Consider the following 13171-nt stretch of genomic DNA (forward strand, 5'->3'; position numbering starts at 1 on the left):
CGAAAATATCTTTCACACCGTGACCCGTGAAGTGAAGGAAATCTTCGGAAGCGGTTCCGGCGGCGGTGTGCCCGCCCCTCCCCCGCCCGCCGCCCTGGCGGCCAAGGTCCGCACACTGGCTCCGTCGATGACCCGTTCCATGCAGCGGGTCGCCGAGGCCGTCGCCGACGACCCGGCCGGCTGTGCGGCCCTCACGGTCACGGGGCTCGCCGAGCTCACCGGCACCAGCGAGGCCACCGTCGTCCGCACCGCCCGTCTGCTCGGTTACCCCGGCTACCGCGATCTGCGCCTCGCGCTGGCCGGTCTCGCCGCCCAGCAGCAGTCCGGGCGGGCGCCCGCCATCACCACCGACATCGCGGTGGACGACCCCATAGCCGACGTCGTGGTGAAACTCGCCTACGACGAACAGCAGACCCTCGCCGACACCGCGGCCGGACTGGACACCGTGCAGCTCGCGGCGGCCGTGTCCGCCCTGGCCGGCGCCCGCCGCACCGATGTGTACGGCGTCGGCGCCTCGGGCCTCGTCGCCCAGGACCTCACCCAGAAGCTGCTGCGCATAGGCCTGCTGGCGCACGCCCACAGCGACCCGCACCTCGCCGTCACCAACGCGGTGCAGCTGCGCCCGGGGGACGTGGCGATCGCCGTCACCCACTCCGGGTCGACCGGGGACGTCATCGAGCCCCTCCGGGTCGCCTTCGAGCGCGGCGCGACGACGGTGGCGGTCACCGGCCGTCCGGACGGCCCCGTCACGCAGTACGCCGACCACGTCCTGACCACGTCCACGGCCCGGGAGAGCGAGCTGCGGCCGGCCGCGATGTCCTCCCGGACGGGACAGCTGCTGGTGGTGGACTGCCTGTTCGTGGGGGTCGCCCAGCGGACGTACGAGTCGGCGGCGCCTTCGCTGACCGCGTCGTACGAGGCTTTGGCGCACCGGCACCGGGCGGTGCGCAAAGGCCCGTAGGGGGTGGTCGCCGTGGTCGACCGCGGGTGGTCCGTGGTCGATCGCACAGTTCCCCGCGCCCCTGAGTGCGCTGCCCAATTCCCGGACCGGAAAGATCCGCCATGAATTCCACCTCCCGCCACCGCGACCTCCGGGCCCAGCTGGAGACCCTGACCACCGAGGCGTTCCGGCCCGAGCTGGCGGACGTCGACCGGTTGCCCACCCTCGACATCGCGCGCCTGATGAACGGCGAGGACGCCTCGGTGGCCGGTGCCGTGGCCGAGCAGGTGCCGGTGATCGCCGCCGCGATCGACGCCGTCGCCGAGCGGATGGCCCGCGGCGGGCGGCTGGTCTACGCGGGCGCCGGCACCGCCGGCCGGCTGGGGGTGCTGGACGCCTCCGAGTGCCCGCCCACCTTCAACACCGATCCCGCGCGGGTCGTCGGTCTGATCGCGGGCGGCCAGGGCGCCCTGGTCACCTCGGTGGAGGGCGCCGAGGACTCCCGCGAGCTGGCCGAGGCCGACCTGGCCGTGCTGGGGCTGACCGCCGACGACACGGTGGTCGGGGTATCCGCCTCCGGCCGCACCCCCTACGCGGTCGGCGCCGTCGCGTACGCCCGTGCGCGCGGCGCCCTCACCGTGGGCCTGGCCTGCAACCGGGGCAGCGCGCTGGCGGCGGCGGCCGAGCACGGCATCGAGGTCGTCGTCGGCCCGGAGTTCCTCACCGGCTCCACGCGCCTGAAGGCCGGTACGGCGCAGAAGCTGGTGCTGAACATGCTGTCCACGATCACGATGATCCGGCTGGGCAAGACCTACGGGAACCTGATGGTCGACGTGCGGGCCTCCAACGAGAAGCTGCGCGCCCGCTCCCGCCGTATCGTCGCGCAGGCGACGGGCGCGGCGGACGATGTCGTCGAGCGCGCCCTGGCCGCCGCGGACGGCGAGGTCAAACACGCGATCCTGGTCATCCTGGCCGACGTGGACGGCCCGACGGCCGCCCGCCTCCTCGCGGAGTCCGACGGCCACCTGCGCGCGGCGCTGGCCAGGGCGGGCGACGGGGCGTAGCGGCCGGGCGGATACTGGAGGCACCCGACCCGGAGACGAACCATGAACCACGCGCAGCTCACCGCCCTGGGCCGCGCCCTGCGCGTGCTCGGGGAGCACGGCGAGGCGCTGTCCGCCGACACCCCCGACGCCCGGCTGCACGAAGTGAAGGACGACCTGCGGCGGGCCCTGGACCTGCTGGAGGAGAGCGTCACCACGGCCGCGCCCAGCACGCGCTGCGCCGAGCACCCGACCGGACCGGTCGACGAGAGCGCCCCGGACCTGTGTCTGCTCTGCGAGACCCGGCGCCGCGCCGCCCGCCGCGCCGAGTTCAACGGTCCCGCCCCGCAGCCCCGTCCGACCGAGCCCGCCCCGTCCCGGTACGGGGTGCGCGGGGACCGGCCGCAGCCGCAGCAGCGCTGGCTGCCGGAGCTGTGGAACGGGCAGGCGTGGCAGCTGTGCGGCACCCCGCGCCGGGACCGGCGCGAGGCGGAGCTGTACGTCGCGGCGCAGCTGCGCGGGCCCCGGGCCGCCATGGCGTACCGGGTCGTGCACGAGTTCACCGACTACGAGGTGCTGCGCGTGTGGGGGACGCCGGTGCGGGTGGACATCGAGCCGATGGGCCATGGCTGAGGGCTCCAGCCCCCGTTCGTGACGCCGACGGCCGCCGCCCGGGGCTCCCGGGGCGGCGGCCGCGGGGACCGGCCGGCTCGGCTCAGCTCAGCGTCTGCAGGGACGCCGCGTCGTACGGCGCCAGCTCGTCGAAGCGGCCGGCCAGCACCTTGGCCGCCCAGTCCGGGTCCTGGAGCAGCGCGCGGCCGACGGCGACGAGGTCGAACTCGTCGCGCTCCATCCGGTCGAGCAGGTCGTCGAGGTTGCCGAGCTCGGCCCCCTTCCCCTGGAAGGCCTCGAGGAACTCGCCGTTCAGACCGACGGAGCCGACGGTGATGGCGGGCCTGCCGGTCAGCTTCTTCGTCCAGCCGGCCAGGTTGAGGTCGGAGTCCTCGAACTCCGGGAGCCAGTAGCGGCGCGTGGAGGCGTGGAAGGCGTCGACACCGGCCGCGGCGAGCGGGGCGAGGATCGCCTCCAGCTCCTGGGGCGTCTCGGCGAGCCGGGCGTCGTAGGCGTCCTGCTTCCACTGCGAGTAGCGGAAGATGACGGGGAACTCCGGCGACACGGCCGCGCGCACCGCGGCCACGACCTCCGCGGCGAACTTCGCGCGGGCCACCGGGTCGCCGCCGTAGGCGTCGGTGCGGCGGTTGGTGCCGGACCACAGGAACTGGTCGATGAGGTAGCCGTGGGCGCCGTGCAGCTCCACGCCGTCGAAGCCGATGCGCTCGGCATCGGCGGCCGCCCGGGCGAACGCGGCGACGACGTCGTCGATGTCGGCCTGCGTCATCGTCTTGCCCCCGCCCTCGGTGCCGTCCGTGCGCACCCCGGACGGGCCGACCGCCGGAGCCTGGGGGTACGGCGCCTGGCCCTGCTCACGGACCATGCCGATGTGCCAGAGCTGCGGCACGATCGTGCCGCCCGCCGCGTGCACCGCCTCGGCGACCTTCGCCCAGCCCGCGAGCTGCTCCTCCCCGTGGAAGCGCGGCACCCGGTCGCTCTGCCCGGCCGACTCGTGCCCCACGTACGTCCCCTCGGTGACGATCAGCCCGACACCGGCGGCGGCACGGCGGGAGTAGTACGACACGACGTCCTCACCGGGGACGCCGCCCGGCGAGAACATCCGGGTCATCGGCGCCATGGCGATGCGGTTGGGGACGGTCAGGCCGTTGATCGCGACGGGCCGGGAGAGCGTTGCGGCGGCTCGGGCGGCGGTGTCCGGGGAGGTGACGGTCACGTGGGGCTCCTCTGCTTCGCGTACCTGAAAGTATGTGTACATGCATTAAATGCACGCTCAGCATCAACCGGGCGGGGGCGAGGGGCATTCCCCCCGGCGCTCGGATGTGACCCCGGTCACGGAGCGCCTCCTCTCGCGCCGGATACGGTCGCCCGATGAGGACACGTCTCCTGCGCTTCGGCCTGTACGCGGACGAGGAGGGGCTGGCGTGGGCCGGCTCACTCGTCGACGGGGCCGTGGCGGCACACGGTGCCCGGCTCGTCGGGCGGACCGTCCTGCGCACCCCGCCGGGAAGCGGCACGACGACCGCCGGCCTCTACGACCACCTGGCGGAGCAATGGGCCTGGGAGAACCCGGGGCGGAGCGCCGGCGCACGGGAACCGGTCGAGCTGCGGGTGCGCCTGGTGTGCTCGCTGCGGACCTGGCGGGCGGTCCGCAAGGCGGTGCTGCGGGGCCTGTGCCCGCAGGGCGCGGCGCCGCACACCTGCCGTGTGCCGTGGTGCGCCGCCTGAAACGCCCGAGGGCGGCGCCCCCTGCCGGTAGCAGGGTGCGCCGCCCTCGGTACGTGACGGACGGGTCCGATCCCCGGAAGGATCAGAAGTCCATGTCACCGCCCGGCATGCCGCCGCCGGCCGGGGCCGCGGCCTTCTCCGGCTTGTCGGCGATGACGGCCTCGGTGGTGAGGAACAGCGCGGCGATGGAGGCGGCGTTCTGCAGCGCGGAACGGGTCACCTTCGCCGGGTCGATGATGCCTTCCTTGACCAGGTCGACGTACTCGCCGGTCGCGGCGTTCAGGCCGTGGCCCGGGGTCAGGTTGCGCACCTTCTCCACCACGACGCCGCCCTCGAGGCCGGCGTTGACGGCGATCTGCTTCAGCGGGGCCTCGAGCGCGAGCTTCACGGCCTGGGCGCCGGTCGCCTCGTCACCCTCGAGCTCCAGCTTCTCGAAGACCTGGGAGGCCTGCAGCAGGGCCACGCCACCACCGGCGACGATGCCCTCCTCGACGGCGGCCTTCGCGTTGCGGACGGCGTCCTCGATGCGGTGCTTGCGCTCCTTGAGCTCCACCTCGGTGGCGGCGCCGGCCTTGATGACCGCGACACCGCCGGCGAGCTTCGCCAGGCGCTCCTGCAGCTTCTCGCGGTCGTAGTCCGAGTCGCTGTTCTCGATCTCGGCGCGGATCTGGTTCACGCGGCCCTGGACCTGGTCGGCCGAGCCGGCACCGTCGACGATGGTGGTCTCGTCCTTGGTGATGACGACCTTGCGGGCCTTGCCCAGCAGGTCGAGCGTCGCGTTCTCCAGCTTGAGGCCGACCTCCTCGGAGATGACCTCGCCGCCCGTGAGGATGGCGATGTCGCCGAGCATGGCCTTGCGGCGGTCGCCGAAGCCCGGGGCCTTGACGGCGACGGACTTGAAGGTGCCGCGGATCTTGTTGACGACCAGGGTCGACAGGGCCTCGCCCTCGACGTCCTCGGCGATGATCAGCAGCGGCTTGCCCGACTGCATGACCTTCTCCAGGAGCGGGAGCAGGTCCTTGACGTTGGAGATCTTGGAGTTGGCGATCAGGATGTACGGGTCGTCGAGGACGGCCTCCATACGCTCCATGTCGGTGGCGAAGTACGCCGAGATGTAGCCCTTGTCGAAGCGCATACCCTCGGTGAGCTCCAGCTCCAGACCGAAGGTCTGGGACTCCTCGACGGTGATGACGCCTTCCTTGCCGACCTTGTCCATGGCCTCGGCGATGAGCTCGCCGATCTGGGTGTCGGCGGCGGAGATGGAGGCCGTGGAGGCGATCTGCTCCTTGGTCTCGACATCCTTCGCCTGCTCCAGCAGGGCGCCGGAGACGGCCTCGACGGCCTTCTCGATGCCGCGCTTCAGAGCCATCGGGTTGGCGCCGGCGGCGACGTTGCGCAGGCCCTCCCTGACCAGGGCCTGGGCGAGAACGGTCGCGGTGGTCGTACCGTCGCCGGCGACGTCGTCCGTCTTCTTGGCGACTTCCTTGACCAGCTCGGCGCCGATCTTCTCGTACGGGTCCTCGAGCTCGATCTCCTTGGCGATGGACACGCCATCGTTGGTGATCGTGGGGGCGCCCCACTTCTTCTCGAGGACGACGTTGCGGCCCTTGGGGCCGAGCGTCACCTTGACGGCGTCCGCGAGCTGGTTCATGCCGCGCTCGAGGCCGCGCCGCGCCTCCTCGTCGAACGCGATGATCTTGGCCATGTGAAGTGGTCCCTCCAGGACTGGGGGTGATTCCTTCGGACCGCGCCCGCGCCCGCGACGGACGGCTCGCCGACCCCGTGGTTCCTTGCCCCACACGGCCCGCGGGCCTCACCGACCCGGTCCTTCGTTGTCACTCTCACCTTCAGAGTGCTAACGCCAATGATTAGCACTCGACCCATGCGAGTGCAAGCGCCTTCGGAGAGTCGCGGGGCTCGCTCAGCCGCGCGCGAACACCGTTCGGCCGTACGCGGGCATGGCGAAGGGCCCGCAACCCCGGGAGGTCGCGGGCCCTTCGTCGGCAGAAGATGCTTGCGGCAGGTAGCGCGTTCAGGCGCTGAGACGAACCATGTCGGCCTGCGGGCCCTTCTGACCCTGCGAGATCTCGAACTCGACCCGCTGGCCTTCTTCGAGGGTGCGGTAGCCGTCCATCTGGATCGCGCTGTAGTGGACGAAAACATCCGCACCACCGTCGACCGCGATGAAGCCGTACCCCTTCTCCGCGTTGAACCACTTGACGGTGCCCTGAGCCATGCCTAACTCCCCTATTACTGGCCCTTGCACAGATCCACACTTCGCGGATCCGGGTCAGACCTCACCCCCCAACGGTTGGGGGCGTGCGCCGGAACGCGTCGACCGCGGCTGAATGTATCTGTCCAACTGCCGTCTGCAACAGGTCAGTCGGACGAGAAATCTGGACGACGCCGGTCCGGAGTGTGGCGAGAATTCGCCTGAATCCAGGGCAAGTCGGGCCGCATAAAGGGGTAAAATGCCGCGAAGGGGGCGCGCACTTTGGCCATATCCAGTCGGCCCGCGGCAGGAATTCAGTGTTCCCGATCGGTGGATCGGGAGCGCGTTCCCCAACTCTACCGCGCCCAATCTCATGGAATTGCCCCCTCCGCTTCTCTCACGGAGGGGGCAGTGCGCCGAACGCTCGGCAACCGTCGTTACCGACGGTAATGATCAGCCGCCGGCCACCGCCGGGATGATGGACACGCCGGCCCCGTCCGGGGTGGCCGTCTCGAGCCCCTGCTCGAACCGCACGTCGTCGTCGTTCACGTAGACGTTGACGAACCGCCGCAGCTTGCCCTGGTCGTCCAGCACCCGGGCGGCGATACCGGTGTGGTTCTTCTCCAGGTCCTGGATGACCTCGCCGAGGGTGGCGCCCTCGGCGCTCACCTCGGCCTGCCCACCGGTGTAGGTGCGCAGGATGGTGGGGATACGAACGGTGACGCTCACGACAAGACCTCCGGTCAGGTGACGCCCCTGGGGGCGCGGGGCTGTGTTTGACATGCGGCTGCCGCCGCGTGGGCGCGGTCGGCCACAGGCGGCCCGCGGACGAAACGACTCAGACGAGCCCGGCCTCGCGGAACGACTCGAGGCTCGGACGGATCGTCGCGGTCAGCCCCGTGCCGGCCACCGCGTCCAACGTCTTCAGACCGTCACCCGTGTTGAGCACGACCGTGGTCAGGGACGGGTCGAGCGCCCCGCTCTCGAGGAGCTTCCTGGTGACCCCCACGGTCACGCCCCCCGCGGTCTCCGCGAAGATCCCCTCCGTGCGCGCGAGCAGCTTGATCGCCTCGACGATCCGCCCGTCGTCCACGTCCTCCACCGCACCGCCCGTGCGACGCGCGATGTCCAGGACGTACGGCCCGTCCGCCGGGTTGCCGATCGCCAGCGACTTGGCGATCGTGTCCGGCTTCTGCGGACGTACGACGTCGTGCCCCGCCTTGTACGCGGTGGACACCGGCGAGCAGCCCTCCGCCTGCGCACCGAAGATCTTGTACGGCTTGTCCTCGACCAGGCCGAGCCTGATCAGCTCCTGCAGCCCCTTGTCGATCTTCGTGAGCTGCGAGCCGGAGGCGATCGGGATCACGATCTGGTCCGGCAGCCGCCAGCCGAGCTGCTCGCAGATCTCGTACGCGAGGGTCTTGGACCCCTCCGCGTAGTACGGCCGCAGGTTGACGTTGACGAAGCCCCAGCCCTCGCCGGCCGGGTCGCCGATCAGCTCGGAGCAGAAGCGGTTCACGTCGTCGTAGTTGCCCTCGATGCCGACGAGCTCGCCGCCGTAGACGGCGGCCATGACGACCTTGCCCTGCTCCAGGTCGTGCGGGATGAACACGCAGGACCGGAAGCCCGCCCGGGCCGCGGCGGCGCCGACGGCGCCGGCGAGGTTGCCGGTGGAGGAGCAGGAGAGGGTGGTGAAGCCGAAGGCGCGGGCGGCCTCGATGGCCTGGGCGACGACGCGGTCCTTGAAGGAGTGCGTCGGGTTGCCCGAGTCGTCCTTGACGAACAGCTTGCCGGCGTCGACGCCCAGCTCACGCGCGAGGTTGTCGGCCTGGACGAGCTTGGTCCAGCCGGGGTTCAGGTTCGGCTTGGTCGCCACGTCCGCCGGCACGGGCAGCAACGGCGCGTAGCGCCAGATGTTCGCGGGGCCCGCTTCGATCCGCTTGCGGAGCTCCTCGGTGTCGTGGGCCGAGAAGTCGTACGCGATCTCCAGCGGGCCGAAACACTCCTCGCAGGCGAAGACGGGGCCCAGGGGGACCCGGTGCCCGCATTCGCGGCAGGAGAGCGCGGCGGCGGGGCCCAAGTCGACGGAAGAGGCGGATGCGCCTACGGTGGAATCGGTGGTGGTTGCAACAGTGTGCACAGCCATGTGAGGCGAGGCCCTTTCTCCTCATCTTCCTCACGACGCATCTCGCCGTGAGACGGATTTGGCACCTTCCCTAGCCGGGAGCCTCGCGGAAAAGATCAACAGTGATCTACGAGAACCGGCTGGAGGGTTGCCGGGGCTTCATCGGGCCGTGTCCCTCTGCCCCTCTGGATGAGCGGTGTTCAGTTGTCCGCGCGACACCCCCGGCCTGCGGTGGGCTTCCGCGCTGTTCAAGACTGTAACCGACGAGCGGGGCGTTTGAGATAGTCGTCCGAACCGCGAGATGGATCACAAGTGAGGAGCCGCTGACCGTGCTGGAAGAAGTCGAGCGCTGGTTGGGCGAGCGTTCCTGGTCGGTGACCGACCGGCCGCTGCACCAGCTCCTGGCCGCCAAGCGCGCCACGGGCCGGACGGTGAGCGTGGTACTGCCCGCCCTCAACGAGGAAGCGACGGTCGGTGACATCGTCACGGTGATCCGCCGGGATCTGGTGCGGCGGGTGCCGCTCGTCGACGAGGTCGTGGTCGTGGACTCCGGATCGACCGACCGCACGTCGGAGGTGGCCGCGGCGGCGGGCGCCCGCGTCGTCCACCGCGACGTGATCCTCCCCCGCATCCCGGCCGTGCCCGGCAAGGGCGAGGTGCTGTGGCGGTCGCTGCTCGTCACACGCGGTGACATCGTGTGCTTCGTCGACGCGGACCTCAGGGAGTTCTCCTCCGACTTCGTCTCCGGCATCGTCGGCCCGCTGCTCACCGAGCCGGACGTGCAGCTGGTCAAGGCCATGTACGACCGCCCGCTCGGCACCGCGGCCGGCCAGGGCGGCCGGGTCACGGAGCTGATGGCCCGCCCGCTGCTGAACATGCACTGGCCCCAGCTGGCCGGCTTCGTCCAGCCGCTGGGCGGCGAGTACGCGGCCCGCCGGAGCCTGCTCGAACAGCTCCCGTTCCCGGTCGGGTACGGCGTCGAGCTCGGCATGCTGGTCGACGCCCTGCACCTGGTCGGCCTGGACGCCCTCGCCCAGGTCGACGTCGGCGTCCGCAAGCACCGTCACCAGGACGGCCAGGCCCTCGGCCGCATGGCCGCCACGATCTACCGCACCGCCCAGCTCCGCCTGGCCCGCGGCCACCTGATACGTCCCGCGCTCACCCAGTTCGAGCGGGTCGGCAACACCTTCGCCCCCCGTACGCACTCCGTGGACACGGTGGAACGGCCGCCGATGGCGCAGGTCGCGGAGTACCAGGCACGCAGGGTGGCCTGACCTGCCGGCGTCGACCGGACGTCAGCCGGAGACGCCGTCCGACCAGCGCCAGGTGCCGCCGGAGTCCTGCGCGCAGGTCAGGTACTCGCCGCCACGGCCGTGCGTGCTCAGACCGCGGTGCTTCTTGGCGCAGAACTGGCCGTCGGCGTAGCAGTTGCCGGCCGGGCTGGTGAGTTCGCAGCCACCGGTGCCGCCACCGGTGCTACCGCTGTCGCTGCCGGTGTCCCGTGTCTGCGCCGGTTCGGGGGTCGGGGTCGGCTTCGGGGTGTACAGCGGGCGGCCGTCGCAGTCGCGGCCGTCGCGGGGGACGGTGAACGTCACGCCGTCGGCTCCGTCGGCCTGCTCGCAGACCTTCTCGCCCGTGCCCCAGGAGGAGGCCCGCTTCCCGGTGCCCTGGAGGCGGACGGTGTAGTCGAGGCTGGCCTTCTTCGCCGCGATGACGGCCGATCCGATGCTGCGGCCGGTGTGGTCCGACAACGTGACGGGGGTCGGGGTCGGAGTGGGCGCCGGGGTGGACGTCGGGGCCTCGGTGCCGGAGGACGCCTCGGCGCCGGAGGACGCCTCGGGGGTGGGACTGCCGCTGCTCGGTGTGGCGGTGGCCGCGGCGGGCCGTTCGTCCGCCGCCGTGTCGGCGCCCGCGTCGCCGCAGCCGGCCAGCGCCAGTGCGGAGGCCGCGATCAAAGCGGTCGTGCCCGCGAGTCTGCGCACACCTGCGGACAAGCCTGTGGACATGCGTATGTGCATGACACCCCCCGAAAAGTTGAAACATGCACTACACATCCTCGACCCGCTCACATCTTCCACACAAGACGCGTGACCGAATCGTCGCCGAGGTGACGCACGGGCACGTTTGAGGTTCCGGGGGCCGGGCTAGGTTCAGGCGTATGGCTTCAAGCAACGGTGCTGCTCAGGTACTGGTCGCCTCCAATCGGGGACCGGTCTCGTACACGGTGGAGGACGACGGGTCGCTGCGGGCCAAGCGGGGTGGTGGCGGGCTGGTGTCCGGACTGTCGGCGATCGGGCCGGACGCCGGGGCGCTGTGGGTGTGCTCGGTGCTGTCCGACGGCGACCGCGAGGCGGTGCGGCGCGGGGTCGGCGAGGACGGCGTGCGGATGCTGGACATCCCGGCGGACGTGCACGCGGACGCGTACAACGGGATCGCCAACTCGGTGCTGTGGTTCGTGCACCACATGCTGTACCAGACGCCGCTGGAGCCCGTCTTCGACGCGGAGTTCCGCCGGCAGTGGGCGTCGTACGAGGCCTACAACCGGGCGTTCGCCGAGGCGCTGGCCGAGGAGGCGGCGCCGGGCGCGGCGGTGCTGGTGCAGGACTACCACCTCACGCTGGTCCCCGGGATGCTCCGCGAGCTCCGCCCCGACCTGCGCATCGCGCACTTCTCGCACACGCCGTGGGCGCCGCCGGAGTACTTCGCGATGCTGCCCGACGACATCGCGCGGCAGGTGCTGCGCGGGATGCTCGGCGCCGACCGGCTCGGCTTCCTCACCCGCCGCTGGGCGGACGCGTTCACCGCGTGCTGCGAGCGGTTCGCGGACGGGCTCGGAAAGACGCGCGTCGGGGTGCACGGCCTGGGCGCCGACGCGGACTTCCTGCGCGCCCGGTCCCACGAGGCGGACGTCGAGGAGCGGATCACCGCGCTGAAGGAGGAGATCGGCGAGGGGCGCCGGACGATCGTCCGGGTCGACCGGACCGAGCTGTCGAAGAACATCGTGCGCGGACTGCTGGCGTACCTGCAGCTCCTGGAGGACCGCCCCGAGTGGCGCGAGCGCGTCGTGCACGTCGCGTTCGCCTATCCCTCCCGGCAGGACCTCACCGTGTACCGCGACTACACCGCCGAGGTGCGGCGGCTCGCGGAGGAGATCAACGAGCGGTACGGGACGCCCGGCTGGCGGCCGGTCGTCCTCCACGTCAAGGACGACTTCGCGCGTTCGCTCGCCGCCTACCGGCTGGCGGACGTGGCCCTGGTCAACCCGGTGCGCGACGGCATGAACCTGGTCGCCAAGGAGGTCCCGGTCGTCTCCGACGCGGGCTGCGCGCTGGTGCTGTCGCGGGAGGCGGGCGCCCACGAGGAGCTGGGCGAGGACGCGCTCACGGTCAACCCGTACGACGTCGTCGAGACCGCCCGCGCCCTGCACCAGGCCCTGACGATGGGCCCGGGCGAACGCGCCGAGCGCACCAAGCGCCTGGCCGCGGCGGCCACCGCGCTGCCCCCGGAGCGCTGGTTCCTGGACCAGCTGGAGGCGCTGCGGGACGGACCGGCGCCCCGCTGACCGGCGGGGCCGGTCACACAGGAGTGCGAGGGGGCGGGCGTGGATAGGTTGGGCGTATGGGCAGTCATACGGATTCCACGGACCCGAACGCCATGCCGACGCCCGCCACGCAGGCCGGACGGGAAGGGCTGGAGGCACTTGTCTCCCGCCCGGGCAAGGCGCTGATCGGGCTCGACTTCGACGGGACGCTCGCGCCGATCGTGGCCGACCCCGAGCAGGCCCGCGCGCACCCCGACGCGGTGCCCGCGCTCGCCGCGATCGCCCCGCGGGTGGCGGCGGTCGCGGTCGTCACCGGCCGGCCGGCGGGGGTCGCGGTCCGGCACGGGGGCTTCGCGGGCGTCCCCGGCCTCGAGCACCTCGTCGTGCTCGGCCACTACGGCGCGGAGCGCTGGGAGACCGCCACCGGCAGGGTCACCGCGCCCGCCCCGCACCCCGGCGTCGCCACCGCCCGCGCGGAGCTGCCCGGGCTGCTCGACCGGGTCGGCGCGTGGCAGGGCACCTGGATCGAGGAGAAGGGGCGCGCGGTGGCGGTCCACACCCGCAGGGCCGCCGATCCGCAGGCCGCGTTCGAGGCCCTGCGCGAGCCGCTCGCCGGGCTGGCCGCCCGGCACGGGCTCGTCGTCGAGCCCGGCCGCATGGTCCTGGAGCTGCGCCCGCCCGGCATGGACAAGGGCGTCGCCCTGTGGGAGTACGCCCGGGAGATCGGCGCCGGTTCGGTCCTCTACGCCGGGGACGACCTGGGCGACCTCGCGGCCTACACGGCCGTCGAGAAGCTCCGCACCGCTGGTGTGCCGGGGCTGCTGGTGTGCAGCGGCAGCGACGAGGTCACGGAGCTGAGGGAGCGGGCGGACCTGGTGGTCGACGGGCCGGCGGGGGTCGTACGGCTGCTGCGGGCGCTGGCGGCGCGGATGTCCTGACGGTTTCCCCGCCC

At 72.0% G+C, this 13171-nt stretch carries 13 protein-coding genes and 1 riboswitch; of the genes, 7 read left to right on the forward strand and 6 right to left on the reverse strand.

The features are described 5' to 3' along the window. Window positions 1–19 precede the first annotated feature (19 nt). From ACZ8ZB_RS15275 to ACZ8ZB_RS15285, 3 genes are all read left to right on the forward strand, one after another. Window positions 20–961, forward strand: a complete 942-nt coding sequence (locus ACZ8ZB_RS15275; RefSeq protein WP_470738282.1) for a MurR/RpiR family transcriptional regulator — start codon at window positions 20–22, stop codon at window positions 959–961. Between the two features lie 101 nt (window positions 962–1062). Further along, window positions 1063–2004 (forward strand): N-acetylmuramic acid 6-phosphate etherase, encoded by a 942-nt coding sequence (murQ, locus tag ACZ8ZB_RS15280; protein ID WP_470738283.1) that lies wholly within the window; start codon window positions 1063–1065, stop codon window positions 2002–2004. Between the two features lie 42 nt (window positions 2005–2046). Then, window positions 2047–2616, forward strand: coding sequence for a hypothetical protein (locus tag ACZ8ZB_RS15285; RefSeq protein WP_470738284.1), 570 nt, complete (start codon window positions 2047–2049; stop codon window positions 2614–2616). Between the two features lie 82 nt (window positions 2617–2698). Here ACZ8ZB_RS15285 and ACZ8ZB_RS15290 read toward each other — a convergent pair whose 3' ends face one another. Continuing rightward, a complete protein-coding gene (locus tag ACZ8ZB_RS15290) occupies window positions 2699–3829 on the reverse strand; it encodes an NADH:flavin oxidoreductase (protein WP_470738285.1) in 1131 nt (376 codons plus the stop codon). A gap of 155 nt (window positions 3830–3984) precedes the next feature. On the opposite strand from ACZ8ZB_RS15290, the gene ACZ8ZB_RS15295 reads away from it, so the two are divergent. Next, window positions 3985–4341, forward strand: coding sequence for a hypothetical protein (locus ACZ8ZB_RS15295; RefSeq protein WP_470738286.1), 357 nt, complete (start codon window positions 3985–3987; stop codon window positions 4339–4341). 82 nt (window positions 4342–4423) lie between these two features. Here the strand turns inward: ACZ8ZB_RS15295 and groL are convergent, their stop codons facing one another. The 4 genes from groL to thrC form a co-directional block, all read right to left on the reverse strand. Beyond that, window positions 4424–6046 (reverse strand): chaperonin GroEL, encoded by a 1623-nt coding sequence (gene groL / locus ACZ8ZB_RS15300; RefSeq protein ID WP_470738287.1) that lies wholly within the window; start codon window positions 6044–6046, stop codon window positions 4424–4426. A 327-nt stretch (window positions 6047–6373) separates the two neighbouring features. Beyond that, the gene (locus ACZ8ZB_RS15305) at window positions 6374–6577 is read right to left on the reverse strand and encodes a cold-shock protein (protein ID WP_004929928.1); all 204 of its coding nucleotides are present in this window, start codon (window positions 6575–6577) and stop codon (window positions 6374–6376) included. Window positions 6578–7006: 429 nt separating this feature from the next. Further along, window positions 7007–7282, reverse strand: a complete 276-nt coding sequence (locus ACZ8ZB_RS15310; RefSeq protein ID WP_470738288.1) for a ubiquitin-like small modifier protein 1 — start codon at window positions 7280–7282, stop codon at window positions 7007–7009. A gap of 109 nt (window positions 7283–7391) precedes the next feature. Further along, complete coding sequence (gene thrC / locus ACZ8ZB_RS15315; RefSeq protein ID WP_470738289.1) at window positions 7392–8699, reverse strand: threonine synthase; 1308 nt, start codon at window positions 8697–8699, stop codon at window positions 7392–7394. 18 nt (window positions 8700–8717) lie between these two features. Next, window positions 8718–8874, reverse strand: a riboswitch (SAM riboswitch). A 133-nt stretch (window positions 8875–9007) separates the two neighbouring features. Between thrC and ACZ8ZB_RS15320 the strand changes: the two genes are divergently transcribed. After that, window positions 9008–9952 carry a glucosyl-3-phosphoglycerate synthase gene (locus tag ACZ8ZB_RS15320; RefSeq protein ID WP_470738290.1) on the forward strand — a complete coding sequence of 315 codons (945 nt, stop codon included), beginning with the start codon at window positions 9008–9010 and terminating at the stop codon, window positions 9950–9952. Between the two features lie 21 nt (window positions 9953–9973). Here the strand turns inward: ACZ8ZB_RS15320 and ACZ8ZB_RS15325 are convergent, their stop codons facing one another. Then, window positions 9974–10684, reverse strand: a complete 711-nt coding sequence (locus ACZ8ZB_RS15325; RefSeq protein WP_470738291.1) for a hypothetical protein — start codon at window positions 10682–10684, stop codon at window positions 9974–9976. Between the two features lie 152 nt (window positions 10685–10836). Here ACZ8ZB_RS15325 and ACZ8ZB_RS15330 point away from each other — a divergent pair, with 152 nt between their 5' ends. Both ACZ8ZB_RS15330 and otsB read left to right on the forward strand, forming a co-directional pair. Continuing rightward, window positions 10837–12240 carry an alpha,alpha-trehalose-phosphate synthase (UDP-forming) gene (locus ACZ8ZB_RS15330; RefSeq protein ID WP_470738292.1) on the forward strand — a complete coding sequence of 468 codons (1404 nt, stop codon included), beginning with the start codon at window positions 10837–10839 and terminating at the stop codon, window positions 12238–12240. Between the two features lie 56 nt (window positions 12241–12296). Next, window positions 12297–13157, forward strand: a complete 861-nt coding sequence (gene otsB, locus ACZ8ZB_RS15335) for a trehalose-phosphatase (protein WP_470738293.1) — start codon at window positions 12297–12299, stop codon at window positions 13155–13157. Window positions 13158–13171: the final 14 nt, after the last annotated feature.

It is taken from the genome of Streptomyces sp. 12E (assembly GCF_055633275.1).